This is a genomic window from Dyella sp. 05T440 (assembly GCF_056395965.1).
This window is the reverse complement of record NZ_JBFTKN010000011.1, coordinates 54,456-80,212: the sequence shown is the minus strand read 5'-3', so window position 1 is coordinate 80,212 and position 25,757 is coordinate 54,456. Positions and strand designations below refer to the sequence as shown.

Below are 25,757 nucleotides of genomic sequence, written 5' to 3'. Positions count from 1 at the left end.
ATTGATGCCCTGCATTGCTCTGACGCGGGCCGCAGGCCAGCGCGCCGCGGCTTCCTGTCGCGGCTTGAATGAGGTTGGGTGTTGCCGCCGTCGTTCTTGCGAAAGACGGCGTGATCAGCGCTGAACGCTGCGCTCTGTGGTCAGGCCGCTTTCCGGCGACCCTGCATGCGAACCAGTCCGGCGATGTCGACAATCAGCGCCACCGAGCCGTCGGCCAGAATGGTCGCGCCGGAGACGCCCTGCACGCGTCGATAGTTGGCTTCCAGCGACTTCACCACCGCCTGTTGCTGGCCGATCAGGCCGTCGACGAACAAGCCCACGCGCGAGCCATCGCCTTCCACCACCACCATCAGGCCGTCGTCGATGGCGTGAATCGCGCCCTCGCAAGCGAAGGCGTCGTGCAGGCGGATCACCGGCAGGTATTCGCCGCGGAAGCGGAACAATTCGCCGCCACCCACCACGCTGCGCACCGCTTCGGCCTTCAGCTGCACCGACTCCACGATGGAGACCAGCGGCACGATGTAGCGCTCCTCGCCCACCGCGGCGGTGAGGCCGTCGATGATCGCCAGGGTCAGCGGCAAGGTGATGGTGAACACGCTGCCGTTGCCCGGCGTGCTGCGGATGGCCACGGTGCCGCCAAGGTCGGACACGTTGCGGCGGACCACGTCCATGCCCACGCCACGACCGGAAAGATCGGTGGTGACGGCGGCGGTGGAGAAACCAGGCTGGAAAATCAGCTCCGCCACGGCGTCGTCGCTCATGCCCTCGCTGCTGCTGATGATGCCGCGCTGGATCGCCTTGGCCACGATGGCGTCGCGATTGAGGCCGGCGCCGTCGTCGGATACTTCCACCACGATGTTGCCGCCGCGATGCGAGGCCTTCAGCGTGAGTGTGCCGGTATCGCCCTTGCCTGCCGCGCGGCGCTTGTCCGGCGTTTCCAGGCCGTGGTCGATGGCGTTGCGCACCAGGTGCACCATCGGGTCGCCGATCTTCTCCAGCACCGTCTTGTCCAGCTCGGTCTGTTCGCCGATCAGCTCCAGCTTCACCTGTTTGCCAAGCTTCTGGCTGATGTCGCGCACCATGCGCGGGAAGCGGTTGAACACGGAGGCGATGGGCAGCATGCGGATGCCCATCACGCTTTCCTGCAGCTCGCGCGTGTGGCGCGCCAGCTGGGCCAGGCCTTGTTCGAGCACGGCCAGTCGCGCGGCGTCGATGTCGCCTTCGCGGAAGGTGTCGAGCATGGACTGGGTAATCACCAGCTCGCCCACCAGGTTGATCAGTCCATCGATCTTGTCGATCGAGACGCGCACCGAGCTGGATTCGGCGCTGGTTTCGCGTTGCGCGCGCGCGGCCCCGGCATCGGCCACCGGTGCCGCCGGTGCAGCAGCGGGCGCCGACGGTGCGGCGACGACCTCGGCCACCACGTGTTTGGCCTCGATGGCGAGGTCGCATTCGTCCTCGACCCAATCGAACACGCCGGTGATATCGGCGCGCTTCACCGGGCCGGTGAGCTCGATAGTCCAGCCGATATGACACTCGGTCGGTTCCAGTGCAGCGAATGCCGGCAACTTGTCGAACTCGGGCGTGACCTGCAGCTTGCCGAGTCCGGCCAGTTCGCGGATCAGGCGCAGCGGCTCGTTGCCGCTGGCGAGCATGCCGGCGTGCGGGCGGAAGCGGATGGTCCAGGCATCGGCCTGGTCCACATCACGCCGCGCCTGCAGCGCAGCAGCCGGCACGCCGCGCCCCATCGCAGCGGCCAATTCATTGCGCAGCCCTTCGGCCACCGCGTCATTGAGCGGCTCACCGGCCTGGGCGCGGGCAAACATGCCGCGCAGGCAGTCCACCGTACGCAACAGCAGTTCGATGATGGAACCGTCGATGGCGCGCTTGCCGCTGCGCACTTCATCCAGCAACGACTCGGCCTCGTGGGTGAACGAGGACATCTCCGGAAAACCGAAGGTGGCCGCGCCGCCCTTGATCGAATGTGCGGCGCGGAAGATGGTGTGCACCAGCTCGCCGTCACCGCCCTCGTCCAGCGCAAGCAGCGACGACTCCATCGTGTCGAGTCCTTCCAGACTCTCTTCGATGAACACCTGTTGGAACTGCGCCAGACCGGCCTTGCTCATGGGGACACTTCTCTAAGGGATTGCGGACGCAGGTTCACTGCCGTCATGCCGGCGTTCGCCGGCACAACGCAGCTGTTTTCAACCAAGCACGCGCTTGACGGTGGCCAGCAGCTGTTCGGGATCGAACGGCTTGACCAGCCAACCGGTCGCGCCGGCGGCCTTGCCTTCCATCTTCTTGTCCGTGTGCGACTCGGTGGTCAGCATCAGGATCGGCACGCCCTTGTACGCCGGCATCGTGCGCAGCTCGCGCACCATGCTCAGGCCATCCATCACCGGCATGTTCACGTCCGCCAGCACCAGGTCGAAGCTGCTGCCCTTGGCCGCATCGAGCGCGAGCTGGCCGTTTTCCGCCTCGCTCACATCATGGCCGGCATTGCGCAGGGTGAAGGCCACCATGCCGCGCATCGAAGCCGAATCGTCAACCGCAAGAATCTTCGCCATCTTCCACCTCAGTTTCAGGCCGGCATCGGTGCCGGCAGTTCCAAAGCCTGTGCGAGGCCGAGCACGCCGGCCGCGTCACGCATCACTTCGCTCACACCCAGCCACGTGGGCGACTGGCCCCGGGCCGTCGCCTCGCGGCGAAACGCCACCAGCAGCTGCAGCGCCGCGGTATCCACGCGCTCCACGCCCGCGCCGTCCAGCTGCGCGGCGGCATCGAACGCTTCGATCAGTTCGGCCTTTACCTGCGCCACGCTGCCGAGGCGGAAATCGGCGGGCAGCGCGATCACGCGCGCCTTCGCCTTTGCCTCACCCGTCGTCTTGCCCATGGTGTGATCCTGTGCCTGCCCTGTTGGGCGTCTACGGGTGGTTTATCGGCCATGCCGTTGTTCGCTTTAGCGATCTTTGTCCCGGTCGGGCGCCGCCGATGCGCTCAAAATGGGCCCTCAAGTTTTCTCGAAGGCCGCCGATGCCTAGGGCACGGACGGGCGCGCATGCCGCTTCGTTCGCAAGGAGCTACGCTTGATCATCCAACCCACCAGTCTCGCAGCCCTCGCCTGGGCCGGCGCTGCCTCCGGCAGTGCCGCCGAGAGCTGGCGCATCGGCACGGTGCTGTCCGCGCGTCCGCTGGGGATCAATCCGGACGGCATGATGGTGCTGCAGATCGGCGCCGTGGCCGTGGAAACCGAAGCGCCAAGCGGCCAACAGCTGCCGGCCCAGTTCCAGGTCCGCGTGCTCACCCTGGGCGCGCAGCCGCAGCTTGAGCTGATGCTGCCGCAGAGCGCTCCACCGGCAGCGCAGCTGGCGATGCGCGAACGCCTGCCCCAGCAGAATGGCTACGCGCCTTTGCTCGCCACGCTCGACGCGCTGGCCCAGCGCCCGGCGCTGCGCCAGCTGCCCGCCTACCTGCGGCCGGCACTCGCGGCGCTGGAACACGTGGTGCGCACGCCCACCGAAATCACCCGCGGCGAAGGGCTGGAAGAAGCGATCAAGCGCAGCGGCCTGTTCCTCGAATCGCAGCTGGCCGAGCCCAACCTGGATATGGCCGGGCTTAGCCAGGAAGACTGGAAGGGAGCGCTGCTGCGCCTGGCCAGCCTGCTCGACGACTATTTGCCGGCGCGACGCGCGAGCAGCTCGTCCAGCGAAACGCCGCCGCCACTGCAACAGCGCGGCCTGCAGGCGCAACCGCGCGCGATGCTGCCGCTGTCCCTGCTCGATGACGATGTCGACGCCTTGCTCAGCCGCCTGCACGGCGAAGTGCATGCGGCCCTGGCGCGCGTGGAAGTGGCCCAGCTCGAGGCCACCACCGCGTCCGCCTGGATGATCGAGATTCCGCTGCAGGGCGAAGACGGTCGCGACATCCTGCAGGTGCAGCTGCAGCAGAACGCCGAGGGCGGCGCCGGTTCGTCGTGGACGTTCGGCTTCGCCATCGACCTGCCCGGGCTGGGCCCGCTGCAGGGCGAACTGCAATTGCGCGACCTGCGTCTATCGGTTCGCCTGTGGGCCGAACGCGCCGATACGGTGCATCGACTGGAACAACAGTTCGGTCCGTTGCGCCAGGCTTTGTCGGCGACCGGCCTGATCCTCGACCAGCTCTCCTGCCAGCAGGGGCTGCCGCAATCCACGCATCAACACAGTGCGATTCTGCTGAGGACGATGGCATGAGCAACGCACTGCCGCCCGCACGTCGCCGCGTCACCCTGCGTCTTTCCGGCGGACCCAACGATGCGCCTGCCACGCCGGTAAGTCTTCCGCCGGAATCGCTGGAGACGTTGCTGGCACGTGCACGCGCACTGGGCATCCCGTTGCATCAGGATCCGCAGATGGCCGCGCTGCTCGCCTCGCTGCGCTTGCGCAAGGAAGTGCCGGCCACGCTGTATGCCGCAGCGGCAGCGGTGTTGTCGTGCATCTACGACGCGGCCGACGCACAGCACTGATCGCACGTTCCTGCGAAGCAGGCACAACGCTTAAAAACGCGACACGTCCTTCATGTTGGGTCCGCAACAGTGATCCTGCACACACAGGATCGCTTATGTCCCGTTCCCGCAACGCCAGCGTGTCGCCGTCGCATCGCCAGGATGCCCTGACCAGACGACGCAATACCAAGATGGCCCGCTCGGCGCATGCCTATGTGCGCGGCAACACGGCGCAGTTCTACGCATGGCTGGACTCGCGAGCAGCGCCGCGCCTGCCGGTGGGACCGGCGATCTGGATCTGCGGCGACTGCCATATCGGCAACATTGGCCCGGTGGCGGACGACCAGGGCAAGCTGCATATCCAGATACGCGATTTCGACCAGAGCGTGATCGGCAATCCCGCACACGACCTCGTGCGGCTCGCACTCTCGCTCGCCATGGCGGCACGCGGTTCGGATCTGCCCGGCATCACCACCGCCAACATGATGGAAGCGATGCTCGACGGCTACGAGGCCGCTTTTCCGGAAACCGACGATCCCGAACCAAGCATGCCAAGCACCATCAAGCTGGTGATGAAGCAAGCGGCCAGACGCAGTTGGAGGTCGCTTGCCAACGAACGCACCAACGGGGCCGGACTGGAGCTGCCCTTGGGCAAGGAGTTCTGGCCGATCGTCGCCAAAGAGCGCAAAGCCATCCAGGCCATCTTCAGGCAACCGGAATTGGATGCGCTCGCCAAACAGTGGAAGCATCGCGATCCCACCGGCGAGGTAAACGTGCTCGATGCCGCGTACTGGCGCAAAGGCTGCAGTTCGCTCGGCAAGCTGCGCTATGCCGCTTTGCTCGACGTGGATGGCAATGCGGTCGAAGGCGATGATCTGTGCCTGATCGATATCAAGGAAGCGGCCGCTTCGATCGCGCCCCGCGCGAAACGGGTGCGCATGCCGCGCGATCATGCCGAGCGCGTGGTGCTTGCGGCACGTCACCTGTCGCCGGCGCTGGGCAATCGCATGCGTCCCACGCACCTGCTGGACAAGCCGGTGTTTGTGCGCGAACTGCTGCCGCAGGACCTGAAGATCGATATTGCCCGCCTGCATCGCAAGCAGGCGCGGCGCGTGGCGGCCTTTCTCGCCCACGTGGTGGGACACGCCCATTCGCGTCAGATGGATCCGGCCACGCGCAAGTCCTGGTGCCAGGAGTTGCAACGCAATCATTCGCGCACCCTCGATGCACCGTCGTGGCTATGGCAGGCCGTGACCGGCCTGCTGTCGATGCATGAGCGCGATTATCTGGACCACTGCCGCCGTTACGTGGGCGGCCAGGCCTGAATCGTTCGCACAGAACCGTCAGAGCGTGATCGTGGCCGACAGCATCGCCGGGTTGCCCTGCAGTCGATTGGTGACATCGAATTCGTGCAGCCAGCGCAGCGAGAATTCGACCTGGCCGCCCTGCCACTTCTTGAGGTAGTTCACCATCGGGCCCACCGCCAGTGCGTGTCCCTTGAAGCCGCCAAGAAGATCGGCCGTCGGCCCCGTGTCGTCTTCCAGTTGATAGATCCAGCCGCCGACGGCGCCCACGCCCCACCCCGTGGGGAAGCGCTTTACCAGCAAGGTATCGAGGCGATACACCGAACCATTCTGGTAATTGGTCGCCTTGTCCTTGGTGTAGAAGTCCACTGCCGTGGTGGCGCTCCATTCCAGCGAGCCCTGGTCGAACAACCCGGTATAGCCAATGGTGGGCGAGAAGGTCCAGGTGTTGAGGCTGGCATTGGCCAGGCGGCCATCCTTGTAGTCGCCGGTGGGCGCATAGAAGTACAGCGAGAACGACATGTGCTGCGTCTGGCTGAAATGATGGCTGGCGATCACGGGCGCGAAGAACAAGTCGTACGGCCCCAGCACGTGGGATGAGCGACTCGCGCTGAAACCGCCGAGCCGTGCGTTGACGTTGGCATCGACGTAGGCAAAGGGCATGGTCATCATCGAGGCAAAATTCCAGGACGAAGGCGCCGTCTTCCAGATATACAGGCCGGTGATCGTGGCCAGCTGGAACTCCGCCTTGAGACCCAGCGCCGAGCCGCCGCCGGCGATAGGCACCTGCTTGGACGCGCTGATCGAGCCGTCGTAATACGCATAGCCGTATTGCCAGGTGAGCCCCGGCTCCGGGGGTATCAGGCCCGAGTACGACGTCGCCTGCATGCCGGTGATGGAGCGGCCAACGCCCGTTTCCGTGGCGTGCAGTGGCAAGGCAAACAGCGCAGCCAACGGGACGCCATACAGCGCGATTCGTTTCATGACAGCTCCAGGCGTGGCGCGACGGCATGCGCGTTTCGTGCGGCAGCCGGACTGCCCGCACGGCCTCAGCCTCTACGGATCACGGGAGTCGGACAAGCGAAAATCCACCTACTGGATCTACGTAGAAATACGCAGAACGGCGTGCGGGCCGCGTACCAAAAATGCCGCGCCATGATCTTGCGACATGCGATCCGCGCGACGGCATCCGTGCGGTCTGGGCGCTGCGGTGTCAGGACACGCGCCGTCAGATAGTGGCGCCGCGAACCTCGCGCTCCACGCCACCTTCCGGAAAGCGCGCAATCGCCTGCTGCGCCGCCTGCTCCAGCGACGTGACCACTTCGTTGAGCTCGGCATTGACCGGCGGCTCCACTTCCGTCGCCGCCAGCGGTTCGGGAAAGAACACACCAACCAGGCAGGCATCCGGAATCCCGCGGCGAGTCAACGCAACGGCCTCGTCGAAGCTCTCGCGCTCCTTGGTCGGGTGGGTGCTGACGATGTAGACCATCGACACAGCGTTGGGCGTGGCTTCCGGATGCGGCTCGGCGTCGAAGGCTGCAAAATCCTCGACGGAAAGATGGCGCGCATCGATATTCAGGTCGCGCAGGATGCGGGTGAGCAGTTCGGTGGCAAAGTCGCTGGCGACCGAACCCAGGCCCAGGCAAAGCACGACTGAGCGCGGCGCAACGGCGAGCGGCCCCTGCCAGCGACCAAACGCATCTTCGCGGTGCTGGCGCAGGCTGCGGCCGATGCTCACGCTCTCCAGCACCGAGCTGCGACGGCGCCAGCGCGCCCATTTGCTTTCATGGCTGTCGAGCGTCTCCACCACGGTCACGATGGCGCGCTTGACCGCAGTCTGCTGCTCGGTGCTGATCGCGCCAGCCGCCAGGTCGATGCGCGCCAGCTGCAACGCGGGCAGCAGCACCGCGTCGCAATATGCGGCGAAGCTTTTGCGTTTCAGGAATTCGCGCGCCTCGCTCAAGATCTCGCTCGCATCGCCCGACAAGGCGCGCTGATACACGCGTTGCGGCATGGTCAGCGCCGGCGTGTCCCCGAGCAGGATATTGAGCAGGTTCAACGCCTGCACGTGACGGCCCGCTACCACCAGGCAAAGCGTCAGCGGCGTGGACATCAGCAGGCCCACCGGACCCCACAACCAGCTCCAGAAAATCGCGGCCACTACGACGGCGAGTGGCGACAGGCCCGTGGTGTGCCCGTACAGAAACGGCTCGATCAGCTGCGACACGATGATCTCGACCACCAGGTACAACATCACCGTCATCAGCAGCAGCGACCAACCCGGCGCCACGGCGGCCGCGAACAAGCTCACCACGGCAGCCACCAGCCACACACCGATGTAAGGCACGAAGCGCATCACCGCCGTGAGCAGGCCCCACAGCAGGGCGCTGGGCACGCCGATGACGGCCAGGCCCAGCCAGATCGCCACGCCTACGCCAAAGTTGACCGAGAAAGTGGAGATGAAAAAGCGCGAGAGCCGCTCGCCTGCATCGTTGATCGCGGCCGTGGTGGCGCGCAGGTCCGCACCGCCGGCGAGACGGATGAAGCGGTCGCGCAGGGCTTCGTGTTCCAGCAGCACAAAAATCAGGACCACCAGCACGATGCCCGCCGTTTCCACCGGGACCCACGCGGTGGACAGCACCCGAGTGATCACCGACACCGGCGCACTAGGCAGCTTGGTCGCGGTTGATGCCGGCTTGGGCACGGCAGGCGCGTTGGTCAGATAAGGGGGCGCGGCCGCACCCGTGACAGGTGCCGACCCTTGGCCGGATTCGTCGATCACCTTGCCCAGTTCGCCACTGAGGAGATCCAGGCGTCCCACCGTTTGTTCGCGCAGCGACTGCACCTTGGTGTGAATGGTCGCCTCGTACTGCGGCAGGCTGCGCGCCACATGCACTACCTGCGTGCCCATCATCGCCGTCGTGCCGGTCACGATGACCACCAGCGCCAGCACCGCAATCATCACCGACATGCCGTGGCCTAGGCCGATGCGGCGATACAAGCGCACCCATGGCGCCATCAGCAGGCTGAGAAAGAGCGCCAGGATGATCGGCACCAGCACCTCACGCCCGAAGTACAGCAACGCCAGCACCGATGCCGCGGCGATGATGACAACCGCGCGCTGGCTCGCCGTCACGGCGGGCAAAGTGGGGTCTTGCGACGACATGGGCATCTCCTCTACACCGCGGCGTGTCCGGGACGACGACGTCGTCCCGGATAGCGCAAGGATAGCCTTGCCCGATGTCGGTTGGGTCAGGCCGCTTCTTGTTCCAGCGGCAAGCGGCACAGGCGGCGCACATCCAGCAAGGCTACGAAGCCGCCCTGTGATGGCAATACGCCGTGCACGGGATCGTCTTCACGCGCCATGGCGCCCGGCAGCGGCGGTGCGATATCGGCGGCGGCGGCGTCCAGCAGGTCGCCAACCGCATCCACGCGAATGCCGACCAGATGCGGACCATGCGAGAGCATCACCTGACGCACCTGGAATGGGTCGACACGCATTTCGTCGGGCAGCCCCAGGCGACGGCGTCCATCGAGCACGGGCACAATGCGGCCGCGCAGGTGACGGATGCCCAGCACGTCGTGCGCCGAACCCGGCACCGGGGTCAGCTCGCCATCGCGCAACACTTCGCTCACCTGCGTCAGCGGCGCGGCATACAACTGCCCGCCGATGCGGAAGGACAGCCAGTGCTGGGCGTTCTGTACATGTTTCATGGCGATGGCTCCCCGACGGTGGGATGGGTGTTGGGTACTACCGGCTTGCAAATCACGGGCCATGCTCCGGCGCGGCCACGTGGGCCGATCCCACGGTGATCGCACCCGCCGCGACGTTGGGCAGACTGGCGCGTGGCGTCACTTCCGGACCGGAGTCGACGTCCTCCGGCACGCTGCGCTGGGGCTTGGCGAGGATTACCTGGTTCACCGGAACTTCGTCGATCAACCGGGGCGCCACCACTTCCACCGTGGGCACGGCTGTGGCGGGCTTGGTGTTGGCGACCACGGCGGCGCTGGCCGGGGACGCGACGGAGGCTGCGGGAGCCGGCGCGCCCTGCCTGTCGGCGGTGAGCTGGCCTGCGCCCGGTGCATTGTTTTCCAATCGCTTGGGCTCGCCTTCTTCGCTGAGCACCACGATCAGCACGCGGCGATTGCGATTGCGACCGTCTTCCGTCGCGTTGTCGGCATTGGGGTGGTATTCGCCCCAGCCCATGATGCCCAGGCGGGTCGGATCCACGCCCTGCTCCGTGAACAGGCGCGCCACGCTCGCCGCGCGGGCGGCGGACAGCTCCCAGTTGGACGGATACATCGCGGTGTTGATCGGCCTGTCGTCGGTATAGCCCTCGATGCGCACCGTATTGGGGAATGGCTTGAGGATCGAGGCCATGCTGTTGAGCACTTCGTTGGCTTCCGGCGACAGTTTCGCCACGCCGCTGGGGAACAGGATGTCGGTACGCAGCTCCACTTCCAGCCACGAGGTGGTCTTGCGCACGATCACCATCTGCTTGTCGATCAAGGGCTGCAGCGCGCGCACCACCTGGTCGCGGATCACTTCGAGATTGCGCTTCTCTTCCACCGGGGAGGCGGCACGGGTATCCACGGCGCGCACCATCTGCGGGCGTCCTGGAATGGGCACGCTTACCGGGATGGTCGCCGCGCCAGGCTGGCTCCCCGGCGAGGCAATCGCCGGATCGACATTGTGCGGCTGCGCACGCGTCTGCGGCATCGGCGCGATCACGTGGCTGGAGCCATTGAACGCCTCGATGATGGAGTTGGACATCACGCGGTACTTGCCTTCGTTTACCACCGAGACCGCGTACATCACCACGAAGAAGGCGAGCAGCAGCGTCATCAGGTCGGCGTAGGGAATGGCCCAGGCCTCGTGATTGACGTGGTCTTCGTGGTGTTTCTTCTTCCTGGCCACAACGCTGCGCCTCCGTTACGCCAGGTAACCCTGGAGCTTCGCTTCGATCTGGCGAGGGTTGGCGCCCTCGGCGATGGAGACGAGGCCTTCGATGAGGATTTCGCGCATCTGCGTCTGCTTGTGGATCAGCGCCTTCAGGCGCGCCGACATCGGCAGCATCCACAAGTTGGCCAGCGCCACGCCGTAGATCGTCGCCACGAACGCAGCGGCAATGCCGTGGCCGAGCTTGCTCGGATCGGCCAGATTCTGCATCACCGCCATCAGGCCCATCACCGCGCCGATGATGCCCATCGTCGGCGAGAAGATGCCTGCCTGCTCGAACACTTTCGCGCCGGCCAGATCATGGTGTTCGCGCGCGCCCACTTCGACTTCGAGCACGCCGCGGATGGCCTCGGGCTCGCTGCCGTCGACCAGCAGCTGCAGGCCTTTGCGCACGAAGGTGTCGTTTTCCGCGTCGATCTGCGGCTCCAGGCCCAGCAGGCCCTGGCGACGCGAAATTTCGCTCCAGCCCACGATACGGCTGATCAGATCCGATGGCTGGTGCTGCGGCGGCTTGTACACCAGCGGGAACATCGACATCGCGTGCTTGAGCACCTTGCCGGAGTTCTGCACGAGCAGTGCCGCGATGGTGCCCATGAACACGATCACGAATGCCGCCGGATTCCACAGCGCTTCCACGCTGGAACCCTTGAGGATGGTGCCGACGATCACGACCACGAAGGCCAGGATCGTCCCGATGAGACTTACCAGATCCATGTCAGGTATTCACTCGGAGGGATGGGAGGAGTTGACCGTCGCTGCCGGACAAGCCGGCAAGATCCATCACCAGCGCAAGACGGCCGTCGCCGGTAACGGTGGCGCCCGCCACGGCGGGCACGCCTTCGAACAGGGGGCCGAGCGGTTTCACCATCACGTCTTCGCGGCCAAGCACTTCATGCACCAGGCAGCCCAGGCGCATATGGCCGATGTGCAGCACCACTACGTGGCGACCCGGCGCAGCGTCCACACCGATCCAGCCGCCAAGGTTGGCCAGCGCGAGCGCGCGGCCGCGATGCGAAGCCACCGCACGCCCGTCCAGTTGCTGTTGCTGCCCCGAGGCCAGTTCGAACACTTCATCGACATTGCTCAGCGGCAGCGCAAGCAGACGCGAGCCCACGCGCACCATCAGCACGCGCTGGATCGCCAGCGTCAGCGGCACGGCCAGCTCCAGCGTGCTGCCTTTGCCCAGCTGCGAGCGCACCGACAAGGTGCCGCCCAGCTCCACCACGCGCGTCTTCACCACGTCCATGCCCACGCCGCGACCGGAGATGTCGGAGACGGTGGCGGCCGTGCTGAAGCCAGGGCGGAAAATGATTTCGTAGCATTCGTTCTCGGTGAGGCGCGAAGCCTGCGCCTCATCCATCAACCCCTTCTCCACCGCCTTGCGGCGCAGGATCTCGGGATTCATGCCGCGCCCGTCGTCGGACACGGTGATCACGATGCGCTCGCCGCGCTGGCTCGCACCCAGCGTCACCTTGCCCTTGCGGGGCTTGCCGGCGCGCTCGCGTTCGTCCGGCATTTCCAGGCCGTGATCGAGCGCGTTGCGGATCAGGTGCACCATCGGATCGGCGAGCGCTTCGACCAGGCTGCGATCGAGATCGGTGCCCTCGCCTTCCTGGATCAGTTCCACTTCCTTGCCGAGCTGGCGCGAAAGATCGCGCACGATGCGCGGAAAGCGCTGGAACAAGCGGCCCACCGGCTGCAAGCGCATGCCGAGCACGGCGTTCTGCAAGGCATCGGCCACGCGATCGAGTTCGGTGGCGGCCAGCTCGAGCGTTTCATCGCCGGTCTTGGCCGCCAGGCTCAGCAGTCGGTTGCGCACCAGCACCAGCTCACCGGCGCGGTGCACCAGGGCATCGAGGCGGGCGGTGTCCACGCGCACGGTGTTTTCGGGCGCCGGCGCCGCCTGCTTAGCCGGTGCGGCGGCAGGAGCAGGTGCGGGGGCAGGAGCGGATGCCGGCGCGCTCGCGCCCGGTAGTCCGCCCTTGCCGTGAAGATTGTCGAGCAGCGATTCGAACTCGTCGTCCGAGATCGTGCCTGCGGTTGACGATGCGACGGCCGCGTTCGTCGTCGCGCCAGGCTGGCCGCCCTTGCCATGCAGGTTGTCCAGCAAGGCTTCGAATTCGTCGTCGGAAATGCTGCCCGATTCGGCCACCGCCGCGGGCGCACCCGGTGCGCCGCTGCTCCCATAGAGGCTATCGAGCAAGGCCTCGAATTCGGAATCGTCGATCGTGCCGTCGCTCGGCGGCGGCGCTACCGGCGCGGCCACCGGCTTGGGCGCCGGTGCAGCGGCCTTGCCCGGCATCAGGCGTTGCAGCAGGCCAGCGGGCGGCATCGCCATCCCCGTGCCGCCGGCCAGCGCCGCCATCATGTCGTTGAGCAGATCCAACGCTTCAAGCAGCGCATCCATGCGGCTGGCGTCGAGCAGCAACTGCCCGTTGCGCGCCACGTTGAGGAGATCCTCGGCGTGATGGCACAGCTGCACCATCGGCTCGATCGCAAGAAAGCCCGCGCCGCCCTTCACCGTGTGGAACGCGCGGAACACCGCGTTCAACAGTTCGGCGTCGCGCGGCGAGGCCTCCAGCCCGATCAGCTGATCGCCCAGGCGCTGCACCAGTTCCCCGGCTTCCACCAGGAAATCGTCGCGCAACTCGTTGTCGAACGAGGGATCCATCGATCAGAAACCGAATTCGCTCAACAGACGATCCGCCTCATCCTGGCTGGTGACCTTGACCGGGCCGGCGGCGGCTTCACCCGACGCCAGCGCGCCGGTGAGGCTCACGAGTTCCAGCAGCGAGTTCTCCACGCTGCCGATGAAATTCACCACCTTCTTGATGCGCTGACCGGAAAGGTCCTGCCACGACTGCGCGACCACGAAATCGGCGAGGCCATCGCGGCAAGCATGGGCGAACGCCTGCGACTGCGTCGCCAGCACATGCGCAACTTCGCCTTCAGTGGTGCCATCGATCACGGCACCGGCGTTCTCGGCCAGCGCGTCGGCCTGCGGACGCATGCGCTCGACGAAATCGAGCGAGCGATGCGCGGCCTGCGAGCTCATTTCCAGCACGTCTTCCAGGTGCTTGCGTGCATCGGCGACGCTGCCCGGCACGCCTTCCTGCGCGAGGTCGCCGCCGAGGCGGCGCACGGCATCGTGCAGGTCGCGCGCAAGCAGGCCGAGTGCGCGGAACACGCGCTGTTCGCGCTCGCGCACCAGCGCGTCGAGGGCCTTTTCAAAGGCAGCACCATCGGCGCTGTTGAGCAGGTCGTGCAATTCAGGCGGCATGGCTTCGCCAGCCATCAGGGAAACTTGTGCGTTCATGCGGTGGCTCCGCTGGCGGCCAGACGTTCGAAGATCTTGCTCAGCTTTTCCTGCAGGGTCGCGGCGGTGAACGGCTTGACGATGTAGCCGTTCACGCCGGCCTGGGCGGCGGCAATGATCTGGTCGCGGTTGTTCTCGGCGGTCACCATGAGTACCGGCATGCCCTTCAGCGAGGGCTCGGCGCGGATCGCGCGCAACAGGTCGATGCCCGTCATGTTGGGCATGTTCCAGTCGGTCACGACCATGTCGAAGGCGTTGTTGCGCAACATGGTCAGGGCGTTCTCGCCATCGTCGGCCTCCTGGATCAGGCCGTTGCTGAAACCCAGCTCGACCAGCAGGTTGCGAACGATGCGCCGCATGGTGGAGAAGTCGTCCACCACGAGGATCTTCATATTCTTGTCCAAACGCTTTCTCCGCTGCGCGTAGATATGACTTGTGTTGAACAGGGACGAGGGACCAGTTGCGAGGGCGCAACGACCGGACGTCGGGTTGCGAGGGCGCAACGACCGGACGTCGGTTCGACCCTGCACGGCGCAGCGACCGTCCGGACTCACGCCCTTGTTAGTCGCCCCTCGCCCCTTTACGTTTTCCTGCCTTCCTTTCCTGCCCCTCATGCCAACCGCTCATCCGCGCTCGCAAGCGCACGATGGCCTGGCCGTGGATCTGGCACACGCGCGATTCGGTCACGCCGAGCACCGCACCAATCTCCTTGAGGTTCAGTTCTTCCTCGTAGTACAGGGACATCACCAGCTGCTCGCGTTCGGGCAGGCCGCCGATGGCTTCCACCAGGGCCTCGCGCATGCCTTCGTGCTCGACACTGTCCGCCGGGCTCAGGCTGTCGCCATCGGCCACGTCGAACGCCGCGCCACCATCCGCGTCATCCGGTGCGGAAAGGCTGAGCAGGCGTGCACTCGCCGCGTCGGCCAGCACCTGGTGATATTCCTCGGCGCCCATGCCCAGTCGCCGCATCACTTCGGCGTCATCGGCATCAGAACCGGTTTCGATTTCAATCTGACGAACAACCTCCGCCATTTCGCGTACTTTTCGATGCACCGACCGTGGGGTCCAGTCGGTGCGCCGCAATTCGTCGAGCATCGCGCCACGGATGCGGATACCCGCAAACGTTTCGAAGCTCGCATTCTTGCCGGTGGTGAAATTGCGCGCGGCCTCCAGCAAACCGATCATGCCGGCCTGAATCAGGTCGCTCACGTCCACGCTGGGCGGCAATCGACCCATCAGGTGATAGGCGATCCTTCGCACCAAGGGAGCGTGCTGGCGAACCAGTTCGTCGGCACTCTGCCGCGTCAGCTGCAGATATTCGGAAGCCACACTCATGTCACCACCCCGTTGCTACTGCGGCCTGCCTGCTGAAAAAGGCGATGCGATCCAGGCCCAGTCGCTCGGGTTCACCCCATGTATCGACCGCACCCGCCAATTGCTTGAATGCCAATCCCGACCGGCTCGACGGCCACAGGTCCACCACCGCGCTCTGGCGACGGATGGCCTGCTTGAGTCGTTCGTCATGCGGGACATGGCCCATGAATTCCAGCGCCACATCGAGGAAGCGATCGCAAACTCGTGCGAGTTTCTGATGCAGCTGCCTGGCTTCGCCCAGGTTGCGCACCATGTTCGCCACCATGCGGAAGCGGCGCACGCCAAAATCGCGGCTGAGTACCTTGAGCAAGGCATACGCATCGGTGAGCGAAGCTGGTTCGTCGCACACCACCACCACCACGTCATCGGCGGCGGCGGCGAACATCGCCACGTTGTCGGAAAGTCCTGCGGCGGTATCCACCACCAGGTAGTCCGGCGGTGTCACCAGATCGTCAAACGCGCGGATCACCGCCGCGTGCTCGCCCGCCCCCAGCTGCGCCAGTCGACGCGTGCCCGAACCGGCCGGCACCACTTTGAGGCCGTGCGGCGCGGTCATCAGCAGATCCTCGATCGAGCAGACGCCGTCGAGCAGGTGGCCGATATGACGCGTGGGCGTGAGGCCGAGCAGCACGTCGATATTGGCCAGGCTCATGTCCGCATCGAGCAGGATCACCTGGTGACCCTGCACGGCGAGCGCCATGCCCAGGTTCACCGATACCGTGGTCTTGCCCACGCCGCCCTTGCCGCCGGCCACCGCGATGGCGCGGCAACGCTTGCGCGGCGCAGAGCCGCTCAATCCATACGCCTGGTCCTGGACCGGCGCCTGTCGGCTATGTCGTTCGGTCAGCGCACGCAGCATGCTTTCCAACCCCATCGCCTGGTTCATTGCAAAGACACCGCTCATGCACTTGCCACCGCTAGTCCGAAGCGATCCGCCATCACCACGTCATCGGCCGGCGCCGTGCCCTTGAGCACTTGCGCGGCACGGCACACCAGCACCCGCGCATCGGCTGTGGCGATGTCTTCGGGCACGCGCTGTCCATCGGTGACGTAGTCGAGCGCGAGTCGGTGACGGATCAGCACCGACAGCGCGCCGCCGAGGCTCGGGGCCTCGTCGAGTTTGGTGAGAATGCAGGCGTGCGGCTTGACCGGCAGGTAGGCGCGCACCGCTTCGTCCAGCGACGAGGCATGTGCATTCGCCGCCATCACCAGGCAGGCGCGCAGATCGCCGCCGTTGCCCAGCACTTCCAGCTGTTCGGCCAGGCGCGGATCGCCGCCGGCCAGGCCGGCGGTATCCACCAGCACGGTGTGGTGGCCGCGCAGCAATTCCAGTACATGGCGCAGGCTGTCGGCGTCGTAGGCGGGATACACGCGCACGCCGAGCAGGCGGGCGTAATGTTCCAGCTGCGCCGCGGCGCCAATGCGGTAGTGATCGGTGCTGACCAGCGCGACCTGCGATGCGCCATTGCGCATCACCGCGCGCGCGGCGAGCTTGGCGATGGTGGTGGTCTTGCCCACGCCGGTGGGACCGACCAGTGCGGTCACGCCACGGCGCTCCGAATGATCGCGCGGGCTGATCGACAGGCTTCGGCTGAGCACGCCCAGCGGCAGGTAGCGCGCCTGCTCGGCGTTGATCTCGACCGGCAACTCACCGACCAGCTGACGGGCCACATCCGGTTCGATGCCGAGCCGCGTCATTTCGCGCAGCACACGGGCGCGCATCGGCTGACGGCGCTCCAGGTCGTTCCAGATCAGGCTGGACAGCTGCGTTTCCAGCAGGTCGCGCAGGCTGCCCAGTTCGGCGCGCACGCGTGCGGTGTCCTGCATGGCGCGTTCGAGCAAGGGGTGAATCGAAGCGGTGACCTCGCCGGCCACATTGGCCTGCGCAGATTCCACCGGTGCGGATTTTTCTTCCAGCGCCTTGGCCTGCGAGGCGGCCGGCTTGCGGGCCCCCAGCGTTTCGATCGTCGGCTCCATGCGCGGCGCGGCGGTGGCGCGACGCGAGAGCGACACGGTCACGCCATCGTCCTCGTGACGGTTCGCCGTCGGCAGCGGCGGCGGCATGACTTCCGCACGGCGTGCAACGGAGGCTTCCACATCGCGCTGCGACGCGGCAGCAGCCGGTGCGCGGTTTTCCACTTCCAGCGGCGCACCGTGGCGCGCGGCTTCGCGCACCAGGGCTTCGTCGAAATCCACGGCAGCGATGATCTCGATGCCGTCGTCCATCCGGCGCGTGGACAGGATCACCGCATCCGGTCCCTGGTCTTCGCGCACTTCACGCATGGCCTGGCGCATATCCGGGGCCACGAAACGCTTGATCTTCATGCCTTGCTGCTCCGCGAAACAGGGACGAGGGACGCGCGGCGAACCTGCGCGGCCGTGCCTCGTGGCACGTACCGCCCATTCGCCAACGACTCGATGTTTGCGCCCTCGCTACTCATCCCTATTCCCTCTCTCGTCTGCTTGATTCAGCGACCCAATGCCTGCACCAAACGCACTCGGCGGTTGTCCGGCACCTCGTTGTAAGCCAGTACGTGCAGGTTCTGTGCCACATGGCGAGTGAAGCGTGCGAGCCACGGACGCAGCTGCGGCGCGACCAGCAAAACGGCCGGTTCGCCGCTCATTTCCTGCTTGCGCGCAGCGTCGGCAACGCCTTGCTGCAGGCGGTCGGCGAGGCCTGGCTCCACCGCGGCGCCCGCTACGCCGCCATTTGCGAGCGATCCCAGCAGGATCTGCTCCAGCTCCGGCGCCAGCGTGATGACCGGGATCTCGGTACCGAGCCCGGAGATCTCCTGGACGATCTGGCGACCGAGCGCCACGCGTACGGCAGCGCTGAGGGCGCCGGGATCCTGACTCTGGTTGGCGTGCTCCGCCAAGGATTCGACGATGGAACGCATATTGCGGATCGGCACCCGCTCGGCCAGCAGGTTTTGCATGACCTTGACCACCACGCCCAGCGACAGGCGCTTGGGCACCAGGTCTTCCACCAGCTTGGGCGTGGTCTGCGCGAGGCGATCGAGCAGCTGCTGCACGTCCTGATGGCCGAGCAGTTCGTGCGCGTGGCTCTGCAGGATGTGCGACAGATGCGTGGCGACCACGGTGGCCGGATCGACCACGGTGTAGCCCAGACTCTGCGCCGTTTCGCGCTGGCCCGGTTCGATCCACAGCGCTTCCAGGCCAAACGCCGGATCGCGCGTGGCGATGCCTTGCAGGCCTTCCTGCACGCGGCCGGGGTTGATCGCGAGCAGCCGATCGTTGTGCACCTCGGACTCGCCCATGGGCACGCCCATCAGGCTGATGCGATACGTGTTGGGGCCAAGGTCCAGGTTGTCGCGGATATGCACCGGCGGCACCAGGAAGCCCAGCTCCTGCGAGAGCTTGCGGCGCACCGACTTGATGCGGCCCATCAGCTCGCCGCCCTGGTGCGTATCCACCAGCGGAATCAGCCGATAGCCAACTTCCAGGCCCAGCGGATCGACGCTGGCGACATCTTCCCAACCCAGTTCGAGACGTTCCGTCGGCGCGGCCGGCGGCGGCACCTCGGCGGCAGCTTTCGCCACGCGCTCAACCGCTTCGCGATCGCGCTTGATCATCAGCCACGCCGCACCGCCACAGGTGCCGCCCAGCAGCAGGAAGGCGATATTGGGCATGCCCGGGATCAGTCCCATCACGCCCAGCACCACGCCCGCCACGGCGAGCGCACGCGGCTGGCCGAACAGTTGGCCGACGAGCTGTTTGCCCATGTCGGTGGACTTGGACACGCGCGTCACGATCACCGCGGTGGCGATGGACAGCATCAGCGATGGTACCTGCGCCACCAGGCCGTCGCCGATGGTGAGCAGCGTATAAGTCTTGGCGGCTTCACCGGCGGAAAGCCCGTGCTGGAAGATGCCGACGAAGAAGCCGCCGACGATGTTGATGATCAGAATCAAAATGCCGGCGGTGGCGTCGCCGCGCACGAACTTGGAGGCGCCGTCCATCGAGCCGTAGAAGTCCGCTTCCTCGCGCACTTCCTGGCGACGGTCGCGCGCCTGTTCCTGGTTGAGCAGGCCGGCGTTGAGATCGGCGTCGATCGCCATCTGCTTGCCGGGCATCGCATCGAGGGTGAAGCGCGCCGTCACTTCGGACACGCGGGTGGCACCCTTGGTCACCACCACGAAGTTGATGATGGTGAGGATGGCGAACACCACCAGGCCCACCGCGAAATTGCCGCCGATGACGAACTCGCCGAACGCTTCGATCACCTTGCCCGCGGCGCCAGGGCCGTCGTGGCCATTGAGCAGCACCACGCGCGTGGAGGCGATGTTGAGCGCGAGGCGCAGCAAGGTCGCCATCAGCACCACGGTGGGAAACGCGGCGAATTCCAGCGGGCGCATCACGTAGATCACCGCCAGCAGGATCACCAGCGACAACGCGATGTTGAAGCTGAAGAGCATGTCCAGCAGGAACGGCGGCAGCGGCAGCATCAGCATCGCCAGTGCGGCGAGCATGATCACCGGCGCACCGAGGCCGCGGCGTCCGAGCATCTTGAGATTGCCTAGGGCAGTCGTGTTTGCCATCACTGTTCCGTCAGAACTTGTAGGGACCCATCAGGTCCGGATCAACATCGGGTTGCGGCGCCGACGGCGGCGCATCACCGCGCGACACCGCCTGCTTGAGCTGGAAGACATAGGCGAGCACCTGCGCCACGGCGACGTACAGCGCCGAGGGAATCTCGCGATCGATCTGGGTCGTGGCATACAGCGCGCGGGCCAGCGGCGGCGCTTCCACGGTGGGGATGCGATGGCTGGAAGCGACCAGGCGGATCTGCAGCGCCAGTTCGTCCATGCCCTTGGCAATCACGCGCGGCGCGCCCATGCGGCCTTCGTCGTAGCGCAGGGCCACGGCAAAGTGCGAAGGGTTGGTGATCAGCACGTCTGCCTTGGGCAGCTCCTGCATCATGCGCTTGCGCGCCATCTGGAACTGCAGCTGCCGGATGCGTCCCTTGAGCTCGGGGTTGCCGTCGCTTTCCTTCGATTCGTCCTTCAGTTCCTGGCGCGTCATGCGCAGGCGCTTGTTGTGATCGAACTTCTGGTACAGCGCATCGGCACCGCCGATCAGCGCAAGGATCGAGCCGAACAACAGCGCACCGTGACCCAGCAGACTCATCGCCTTGAAGGTGCCGGCGCGTACTTCGCCGACGCCGGTGGCCATCAGGTCGTCCTGCCAGTTTTTCAGCACCATCACCAGGATGCCGCCGATCAGCAGCAGCTTGAGCAGCGACTTGGCCAGCTCCACCAGGCCACGCATGGCAAAGATGCGGCCGAGACCCTTGATCGGATCAAGCCGCTCGAATTTGGGCTCCAAGGCTTCGGCGCTGAAATTGAGGCCGCCGAGCAACAGCGGCGCAGCGAGCGCGGCCAGCATGGTGGCCAGCGCCACCGGCGCAAACAGCGACATCGCCTCGTGCATCGCCATCGAGAGCACGCGACCGGGCAGCTGTTCGGAAAACAACGCAGCGCGGTCATAGGTCAGTCCCAGTCCGTAGATGCGCCGCACGTGTTCCATTGCCGCTGCGCCGCCATTCATCAGCGCGGACACGCCGGCAAGCACCACCACCGCGCCCGAAAGGTCGCGCGACCGGGGAACGTCGCCCTTTTCGCGCGATTCGCGCAGGCGCTTTTCGGATGGTTGTTCAGTGCGTTCCTGATCGTCGTTCTCTGCCATGGCGTATCCCTCAACCGCCTGCCAGCTCGTGCATCAGCGTCCATGCGGTGTTCTGCAAGGACTCGAAGGCACCCGGCAAGGTGTGCAGCGACAGCCACAGCGCGACGAAACCCAGGGTCACCGTGATCGGGAAACCCACCGCGAACAGATTCATCGACGGAGCCGCACGACTGATCGCGGCAAAACCGATGTTGACCATCAGCAGCGAGGTCATCGCCGGCAACGCCACGCGCACCGCGCCGCCAAACAGGTGCGTGGCGAATGCGACCACGGCATACAAGCCCTTGGGATCGATCACTGCCTGCCCCGGCGGCAAACTGTGAAAACTGTCGGCCAGCAGCGAAATCAAACGCAGATGCCCGTTCATGGCGAGGAACAGCAGCATCACCATCAACAGATAGAACTGGCTGAGCACCGGCGAACTGCCACCGCCACGAGGGTCCACGGTTTCGGCAAAGCCCAGGCTCATGCTCTGTCCGACCAACTGGCCGCCGAGCGACACCGCTTCGAAAGCCAGTTTCAACACGAAGCCGATCGATGCGCCCATCAACAACTGCGCCACCATGGTGGTGATGCCGTCGGCCGTCATCGGATCGATCGTGGTCGGCGCGAGCGGCGCCAACACCACGGTCAGCATCAACATGATGGCAAGGCGAAAGCGCTGCGGCAGCACCGAGTCGCCGAACACCGGCGCGACCAGGCACAGCCCACCCACGCGCGCCATCGCCCACAACAGCGAGCCAATCAGCCCCTGCAACTGGGCGAGCTGCACCGTGGTCACTTCACTGCCCCGGGCAGACTCTCGATCAACTGGCGCGTGAACTGCACCAGCGTGCGCAGCATCCAGGGGCCGGCGATCAGCGCGACCGCGGCCATGGCGACGACCTTGGGGATGAAGCTCAAGGTCATTTCGTTGATCTGCGTGGCGGCTTGCACCACACCGATGATCAGGCCTACCAGCAGTGCGGTGAGCAGCAGGGGGGCGGCCACCATCATGGCGACGTAGAGCGCGTGCTGGCCGAATTCGATGACTGACTCAGGCGTCATGAGTAAAAACTTCCCGCCAGCGTACCCAGCAGCAAGGTCCACCCATCCACCAGCACGAATAGCATGATCTTGAACGGCAACGAGATGATGGTGGGCGAGACCATCATCATGCCCATCGACATCAGCACGCTGGCCACCACCAGGTCGATGATCAGGAACGGAATGAACAGCAGGAAGCCCATCTGGAACGAGGTCTTCAGCTCGCTGGTGACAAAGGCCGGCATGGCGACGCGAAACGGCACGTCTTCCTTGCTTGCGTAAGGCTGCTCATTGGCCAGGTGCGTGAACAACTGCAGATCCGCATCGCGCGTCTGGTCGAGCATGAAATGCTTAAACGGTGCGGCGGCGGCAGGCACCGCCTGCTCGGCCGTCATCTGGCCGTCCATATACGGCTTCACGCCATCGGCATAGGCGTGATTGAGTACCGGCGACATCACGAACAGCGTGAGGAACAGCGACAGGCCCAGCAGGATCTGGTTGGACGGCGTGGAACTCGTGCCCAACGCCTGACGCAGGAAACTCAACACGATCATGATGCGCGTGAATGACGTCATCATCAGCAGCACGGCCGGCAGCAACGTCAGCACCGTCATCAGCGCCAGCAACTGCAACGACAGCGTCCAGTTCTGGGCGCCGCCCGGCGCGTTCTGCACGGTCAGCACAGGAATACCGGCCGGCGACGACGGCATCTGCGGCATGGAAGGCATCGCGGGCATGGCCGGCGCCGCCCACAGCAGCACCGGACACAGCATCAGCAAGACCAGGAGAATCCAACGAGCGTGCTTCATCACTTGCGGTTCCAGCGGGCCAGCACGTCGCCGAACGGCGCGATCGGCGGTTGCGGACTGGCTTCCGGTGCGGGCGCCACGCCTTCGTAAACGTGCAGCGTGCGCATGCCGCCCTGCCCCATGCCGATCAGCAGACGCTTGCCGTCTGCCTCCACCAGCATCAGGCGATCGCGCGCACCCACCGCCATGGTTTCCACGCAGCGCATGCGGCGCCCGCCCGGCGTCGTGCGTGCCTGCAGCCGACGGCTGAACCAGCCGGCCACGAAGATCAGCGCAATGATCGCCGCGAGACTCAACACCACGCGCACCAGCTCGCCACCCACATTAATCTCGGGCGCAGCGGCAACGGGAAGGACCAGGGCCATCATCGTGCTCACCGCAACTTGCGCACGCGCTCGGCCGGGCTGATCACGTCGGTGAGACGGATACCGAAGCGGTCGTTGATCACCACCACTTCACCGTGCGCCACCAGCGTGCCGTTGACGAACACGTCCAGCGGTTCGCCGGCGGAGCGATCGAGTTCCACCACAGAACCCTGGTTGAGCTGCAGCAAGTTGCGGATGCTGATGCGGGTGCGGCCCACTTCCATGGCGAGCGTGACCGGTACATCAAGAATCATGTCGAGGTTGACTTCGGAGCCTTCGCCCAGCGGGGCGGTCAGCTGATCGAATTCGACGCGCTGGGTAGCGCTGGCGGCGTCATTGGGGGTCATGCGAGGTCAATCTCCAGGGTGGTTTCGGTCGACAGGCGCACTTCGCGGCGCCCCGTCTGGGCATGGAAGCGGACGGCAGTACGGCCGTTGTGCTGGCCGTAGCGGCCGCGGAACACGGGCACGTCTTCGGCGAATACCGTGCTGAATTCCGGCAGCTGGATCGGCAATACGTCGCCGGGACGAAGACGCAGGAATTCACCGATGCTCAGGCGCGTTTCGAGCAGCAGCGAGCTGAGCTCCACTTCCGCATCCAGCACTTCGTCCTGCAGCGTTTCGGCCCAGCGGTGATCGCGATCGACGCGGTCGCTCTGCACGCCGGCATCGAGCAAGGTGCGGATCGGCTCGACCATGGCATACGGCAGGGTCAGATGCACTTCGCCGCCGCCGCCGTCGAGTTCGATATGGAACTTGGACACCACCACCGTTTCGGTGGGGCTGACGATGTTGGCGAATTGCGGGTTGATTTCGGAATTGAGGTATTCGAAGTTGAGCGGCAGCACCGGCGCCCACGCCTCCACCATCGAGGCGAACAACTCGGTCAGCATGATCTGGATGACGCGGTTTTCGGTCGGCGTGAAATCGCGACCCTCGATGCGCGCATGGAAACGGCCGTCGCCACCGAAGAAGTTGTCGATCACGGTGAACACCAGGCGCGGCTCCATCACCACCAGCGCGGTGCCGCGCAGTGGCTTGATGCGCACCAGGTTGAGGTTGCTGGGCACGGCCAGCGCATGCACGTACTCGGCGAACTTCATCATCTTCACGCCGAGCACCGACACTTCGCAGGTCTTGCGCAGCACGCCGAACACGGCCGTGCGGAAGAAGCGCGCGAAGCGATCGTTGACCATTTCCAGCGTGGGCAGGCGACCGCGCACGATGCGGTCCTGCTGGGTGAAGTCGTACGAGATCACCGCATCGGGCGGCAAGGGCTCGTCATTGCCCGTTTCGACGGCGCCACCTTCCACGCCGTCGAGCAGGGCATCGATTTCTTCCTGTGAAAGCAGGTCGCTCATCGCCGCTGTCCCGTCACTGCATCACGAAGCTGGTGAAGTACAGCGCTTCCACGCCCGGACGCCCCAGACGCTTCTCGATGATCTTGCGCACCGCGTCCAGCGCCTGCGCCTGCAGTTTCTGCTTGCCCGCGGCGTCGCTGAGAATCGAGTAGTCCTGGCTGCTGAACAGCATCACCAGCGCATTGCGGATCACCGGATCGGCATCCTTGGCCGCCGCCAGCGCCGCCGCGTCATGCGACATCAGGCTCACACCCACCTGCAGGAAGCGCATGGACTGGTCGTCCTTGAAATTGACGACAAACGGCGGATCCAGCATGAGGTACTGCTCCTGCTTGGACAGCGCCACCTTCGGCTCATCCCCCTCCGCACCATGCGCACTGCTGCGAGAGTTCATCACCAGGTAACCAGTCACACCGGCCATGGCGAGCAACGCCACGCCCATCATCAGCACGAGCTTGTTCGATCCCTTCTTGGGCGCTGCGGCCGCCGCTTCTGCTTGCTCGTTCTGAGCCATGCGAAATCAATCCCTATCAAAGTTCAGTCATCGGCCACCCGCCACGGGCGGCACATGTCCGTTATCTGCAAACGGCATGCCATCGGCGGGAGACGTTGCTGCGACTGGGTTTGCGCGGTATCGCGACGGCATCGCGGCGCTTTCTTGACGCGTGTCGGGGATTGGGCGTGACGGGGTGGTGGCGGTGGTCGGAAGCTTGTCGCGCCCGGCGCCTGTCTGTGGGAGCGCACCCTGTGCGCGACAGTCACGCTGGGATGTACCGCTTCGTAGGGTTGTCGCGCACAGGGTGCGCTCCCACAAAGGGCGACCCGCAACCATTAATCCAAGATCCACGGCAAGCGCACCCTTGTAGGAGCGCACTTGTGCGCGACCGCGGCGCTGGGTGCACCGCTCCGTAGGCTGGTCGCGCACAAGTGCGCTCCTACAAAAAAGCTGCCGGCCCGCGACGCCAGGGCGTTGTTCGGCTCTTGATGTGGCTCTTGCCCTAGGGGTCCCCGTATGACGCGGCGGGCGGGTGGAGGAAAGCCCGAAGGGTGGCCGCAT

The 25,757-nt window shown here is 65.6% G+C and carries 26 protein-coding genes; 3 read left to right on the top strand and 23 right to left on the bottom strand.

The annotated features are described in order from the left end of the window. Positions 1-140: 140 nt before the first annotated feature. The 3 genes from AC1DE1_RS15250 to AC1DE1_RS15240 all read right to left on the bottom strand — a co-directional run bounded on the left by AC1DE1_RS15250 (position 141) and on the right by AC1DE1_RS15240 (position 2,893). The gene (locus AC1DE1_RS15250; protein WP_477177002.1) at positions 141-2,126 is read right to left on the bottom strand and encodes a chemotaxis protein CheA; all 1,986 of its coding nucleotides are present in this window, start codon (positions 2,124-2,126) and stop codon (positions 141-143) included. A 78-nt stretch (positions 2,127-2,204) separates the two neighbouring features. Beyond that, complete coding sequence (locus tag AC1DE1_RS15245; RefSeq protein WP_046973083.1) at positions 2,205-2,567, bottom strand: response regulator; 363 nt, start codon at positions 2,565-2,567, stop codon at positions 2,205-2,207. Positions 2,568-2,581: 14 nt separating this feature from the next. After that, positions 2,582-2,893, bottom strand: a complete 312-nt coding sequence (locus tag AC1DE1_RS15240) for an STAS domain-containing protein (RefSeq protein ID WP_441602955.1) — start codon at positions 2,891-2,893, stop codon at positions 2,582-2,584. A 193-nt stretch (positions 2,894-3,086) separates the two neighbouring features. On the opposite strand from AC1DE1_RS15240, the gene fliK reads away from it, so the two are divergent. From fliK to AC1DE1_RS15225, 3 genes are all read left to right on the top strand, one after another. After that, a complete protein-coding gene (gene fliK / locus AC1DE1_RS15235) occupies positions 3,087-4,229 on the top strand; it encodes a flagellar hook-length control protein FliK (protein WP_477177001.1) in 1,143 nt (380 codons plus the stop codon). After that, positions 4,226-4,501 carry an EscU/YscU/HrcU family type III secretion system export apparatus switch protein gene (locus AC1DE1_RS15230; protein WP_477177000.1) on the top strand — a complete coding sequence of 92 codons (276 nt, stop codon included), beginning with the start codon at positions 4,226-4,228 and terminating at the stop codon, positions 4,499-4,501. The genes fliK and AC1DE1_RS15230 overlap by 4 nt, the downstream gene beginning before the upstream one ends. A 95-nt stretch (positions 4,502-4,596) precedes the next feature. After that, positions 4,597-5,805 carry a DUF2252 family protein gene (locus tag AC1DE1_RS15225; RefSeq protein WP_477178553.1) on the top strand — a complete coding sequence of 403 codons (1,209 nt, stop codon included), beginning with the start codon at positions 4,597-4,599 and terminating at the stop codon, positions 5,803-5,805. Between the two features lie 18 nt (positions 5,806-5,823). Here the strand turns inward: AC1DE1_RS15225 and AC1DE1_RS15220 are convergent, their stop codons facing one another. From AC1DE1_RS15220 to AC1DE1_RS15125, 20 genes are all read right to left on the bottom strand, one after another. Further along, positions 5,824-6,768 (bottom strand): SphA family protein, encoded by a 945-nt coding sequence (locus AC1DE1_RS15220; protein ID WP_477176998.1) that lies wholly within the window; start codon positions 6,766-6,768, stop codon positions 5,824-5,826. A 244-nt stretch (positions 6,769-7,012) separates the two neighbouring features. Continuing rightward, a complete protein-coding gene (locus tag AC1DE1_RS15215; RefSeq protein ID WP_477176997.1) occupies positions 7,013-8,950 on the bottom strand; it encodes an AI-2E family transporter in 1,938 nt (645 codons plus the stop codon). Positions 8,951-9,036: 86 nt separating this feature from the next. Next, the gene (locus AC1DE1_RS15210) at positions 9,037-9,498 is read right to left on the bottom strand and encodes a chemotaxis protein CheW (protein WP_441602961.1); all 462 of its coding nucleotides are present in this window, start codon (positions 9,496-9,498) and stop codon (positions 9,037-9,039) included. 52 nt (positions 9,499-9,550) lie between these two features. Further along, a complete protein-coding gene (motD, locus tag AC1DE1_RS15205) occupies positions 9,551-10,702 on the bottom strand; it encodes a flagellar motor protein MotD (protein ID WP_441602962.1) in 1,152 nt (383 codons plus the stop codon). A 15-nt stretch (positions 10,703-10,717) separates the two neighbouring features. Beyond that, the gene (locus AC1DE1_RS15200) at positions 10,718-11,458 is read right to left on the bottom strand and encodes a flagellar motor protein (RefSeq protein ID WP_441602963.1); all 741 of its coding nucleotides are present in this window, start codon (positions 11,456-11,458) and stop codon (positions 10,718-10,720) included. A gap of 1 nt (position 11,459) precedes the next feature. Next, a complete protein-coding gene (locus AC1DE1_RS15195; RefSeq protein ID WP_477176996.1) occupies positions 11,460-13,415 on the bottom strand; it encodes a chemotaxis protein CheA in 1,956 nt (651 codons plus the stop codon). Between the two features lie 3 nt (positions 13,416-13,418). Continuing rightward, positions 13,419-14,060, bottom strand: a complete 642-nt coding sequence (locus tag AC1DE1_RS15190) for a protein phosphatase CheZ (protein WP_441602965.1) — start codon at positions 14,058-14,060, stop codon at positions 13,419-13,421. Then, a complete protein-coding gene (gene cheY, locus AC1DE1_RS15185; RefSeq protein WP_121882234.1) occupies positions 14,057-14,464 on the bottom strand; it encodes a chemotaxis response regulator CheY in 408 nt (135 codons plus the stop codon). Before cheY ends, AC1DE1_RS15190 begins: the two co-directional genes overlap by 4 nt. Positions 14,465-14,621: 157 nt before the next feature. Further along, entirely contained in the window at positions 14,622-15,395 is a 774-nt protein-coding gene (locus AC1DE1_RS15180; RefSeq protein ID WP_477176995.1) for an RNA polymerase sigma factor FliA, read from the bottom strand. Position 15,396: 1 nt separating this feature from the next. Continuing rightward, a complete protein-coding gene (locus AC1DE1_RS15175) occupies positions 15,397-16,338 on the bottom strand; it encodes a nucleotide-binding protein (RefSeq protein ID WP_441602967.1) in 942 nt (313 codons plus the stop codon). Further along, positions 16,335-17,759 (bottom strand): flagellar biosynthesis protein FlhF, encoded by a 1,425-nt coding sequence (gene flhF / locus AC1DE1_RS15170; protein WP_477176994.1) that lies wholly within the window; start codon positions 17,757-17,759, stop codon positions 16,335-16,337. The genes AC1DE1_RS15175 and flhF overlap by 4 nt, the downstream gene beginning before the upstream one ends. 143 nt (positions 17,760-17,902) lie before the next feature. Continuing rightward, on the bottom strand, positions 17,903-19,993 hold the full coding sequence (flhA, locus tag AC1DE1_RS15165; protein WP_441602969.1) for a flagellar biosynthesis protein FlhA: 2,091 nt from the start codon (positions 19,991-19,993) through the stop codon (positions 17,903-17,905). Between the two features lie 10 nt (positions 19,994-20,003). Continuing rightward, positions 20,004-21,140: a flagellar biosynthesis protein FlhB gene (gene flhB / locus AC1DE1_RS15160; RefSeq protein WP_046973099.1), complete on the bottom strand. Its 1,137-nt coding sequence runs from the start codon at positions 21,138-21,140 to the stop codon at positions 20,004-20,006. Between the two features lie 10 nt (positions 21,141-21,150). Then, positions 21,151-21,921 (bottom strand): flagellar biosynthetic protein FliR, encoded by a 771-nt coding sequence (gene fliR / locus AC1DE1_RS15155; protein ID WP_477165364.1) that lies wholly within the window; start codon positions 21,919-21,921, stop codon positions 21,151-21,153. Next, positions 21,918-22,187: a flagellar biosynthesis protein FliQ gene (gene fliQ, locus AC1DE1_RS15150; protein WP_046973101.1), complete on the bottom strand. Its 270-nt coding sequence runs from the start codon at positions 22,185-22,187 to the stop codon at positions 21,918-21,920. The genes fliR and fliQ overlap by 4 nt, the downstream gene beginning before the upstream one ends. Further along, complete coding sequence (fliP, locus tag AC1DE1_RS15145; protein WP_477176993.1) at positions 22,184-22,975, bottom strand: flagellar type III secretion system pore protein FliP; 792 nt, start codon at positions 22,973-22,975, stop codon at positions 22,184-22,186. Before fliP ends, fliQ begins: the two co-directional genes overlap by 4 nt. After that, positions 22,975-23,343 carry a flagellar biosynthetic protein FliO gene (fliO, locus tag AC1DE1_RS15140; protein ID WP_477176992.1) on the bottom strand — a complete coding sequence of 123 codons (369 nt, stop codon included), beginning with the start codon at positions 23,341-23,343 and terminating at the stop codon, positions 22,975-22,977. The genes fliP and fliO overlap by 1 nt, the downstream gene beginning before the upstream one ends. Positions 23,344-23,348: 5 nt before the next feature. Then, entirely contained in the window at positions 23,349-23,687 is a 339-nt protein-coding gene (gene fliN, locus AC1DE1_RS15135; RefSeq protein ID WP_477176991.1) for a flagellar motor switch protein FliN, read from the bottom strand. Further along, positions 23,684-24,700 carry a flagellar motor switch protein FliM gene (gene fliM, locus AC1DE1_RS15130; protein ID WP_441602975.1) on the bottom strand — a complete coding sequence of 339 codons (1,017 nt, stop codon included), beginning with the start codon at positions 24,698-24,700 and terminating at the stop codon, positions 23,684-23,686. Before fliM ends, fliN begins: the two co-directional genes overlap by 4 nt. Positions 24,701-24,713: 13 nt before the next feature. After that, the gene (locus AC1DE1_RS15125) at positions 24,714-25,214 is read right to left on the bottom strand and encodes a flagellar basal body-associated FliL family protein (protein ID WP_441602976.1); all 501 of its coding nucleotides are present in this window, start codon (positions 25,212-25,214) and stop codon (positions 24,714-24,716) included. Positions 25,215-25,757: the final 543 nt, after the last annotated feature.

Coding starts and splice junctions, on each gene's coding strand:
- AC1DE1_RS15190 (WP_441602965.1), bottom strand. CDS start 14,060: ATGAACGCACAAGTTTCCCTGATGGCTGGCGAAGCCATGCCGCCTGAA.
- fliM (WP_441602975.1), bottom strand. CDS start 24,700: ATGAGCGACCTGCTTTCACAGGAAGAAATCGATGCCCTGCTCGACGGC.
- AC1DE1_RS15210 (WP_441602961.1), bottom strand. CDS start 9,498: ATGAAACATGTACAGAACGCCCAGCACTGGCTGTCCTTCCGCATCGGC.
- AC1DE1_RS15195 (WP_477176996.1), bottom strand. CDS start 13,415: ATGGATCCCTCGTTCGACAACGAGTTGCGCGACGATTTCCTGGTGGAA.
- AC1DE1_RS15175 (WP_441602967.1), bottom strand. CDS start 16,338: ATGAGCGGTGTCTTTGCAATGAACCAGGCGATGGGGTTGGAAAGCATG.
- AC1DE1_RS15250 (WP_477177002.1), bottom strand. CDS start 2,126: ATGAGCAAGGCCGGTCTGGCGCAGTTCCAACAGGTGTTCATCGAAGAG.
- AC1DE1_RS15125 (WP_441602976.1), bottom strand. CDS start 25,214: ATGGCTCAGAACGAGCAAGCAGAAGCGGCGGCCGCAGCGCCCAAGAAG.
- AC1DE1_RS15200 (WP_441602963.1), bottom strand. CDS start 11,458: ATGGATCTGGTAAGTCTCATCGGGACGATCCTGGCCTTCGTGGTCGTG.
- fliQ (WP_046973101.1), bottom strand. CDS start 22,187: ATGACGCCTGAGTCAGTCATCGAATTCGGCCAGCACGCGCTCTACGTC.
- fliO (WP_477176992.1), bottom strand. CDS start 23,343: ATGATGGCCCTGGTCCTTCCCGTTGCCGCTGCGCCCGAGATTAATGTG.
- fliN (WP_477176991.1), bottom strand. CDS start 23,687: ATGACCCCCAATGACGCCGCCAGCGCTACCCAGCGCGTCGAATTCGAT.
- flhA (WP_441602969.1), bottom strand. CDS start 19,993: ATGGCAAACACGACTGCCCTAGGCAATCTCAAGATGCTCGGACGCCGC.
- AC1DE1_RS15230 (WP_477177000.1), top strand. CDS start 4,226: ATGAGCAACGCACTGCCGCCCGCACGTCGCCGCGTCACCCTGCGTCTT.
- flhF (WP_477176994.1), bottom strand. CDS start 17,759: ATGAAGATCAAGCGTTTCGTGGCCCCGGATATGCGCCAGGCCATGCGT.
- flhB (WP_046973099.1), bottom strand. CDS start 21,140: ATGGCAGAGAACGACGATCAGGAACGCACTGAACAACCATCCGAAAAG.
- AC1DE1_RS15245 (WP_046973083.1), bottom strand. CDS start 2,567: ATGGCGAAGATTCTTGCGGTTGACGATTCGGCTTCGATGCGCGGCATG.
- AC1DE1_RS15220 (WP_477176998.1), bottom strand. CDS start 6,768: ATGAAACGAATCGCGCTGTATGGCGTCCCGTTGGCTGCGCTGTTTGCC.
- AC1DE1_RS15225 (WP_477178553.1), top strand. CDS start 4,597: ATGTCCCGTTCCCGCAACGCCAGCGTGTCGCCGTCGCATCGCCAGGAT.
- AC1DE1_RS15240 (WP_441602955.1), bottom strand. CDS start 2,893: ATGGGCAAGACGACGGGTGAGGCAAAGGCGAAGGCGCGCGTGATCGCG.
- AC1DE1_RS15180 (WP_477176995.1), bottom strand. CDS start 15,395: ATGAGTGTGGCTTCCGAATATCTGCAGCTGACGCGGCAGAGTGCCGAC.
- AC1DE1_RS15215 (WP_477176997.1), bottom strand. CDS start 8,950: ATGTCGTCGCAAGACCCCACTTTGCCCGCCGTGACGGCGAGCCAGCGC.
- fliP (WP_477176993.1), bottom strand. CDS start 22,975: ATGAAGCACGCTCGTTGGATTCTCCTGGTCTTGCTGATGCTGTGTCCG.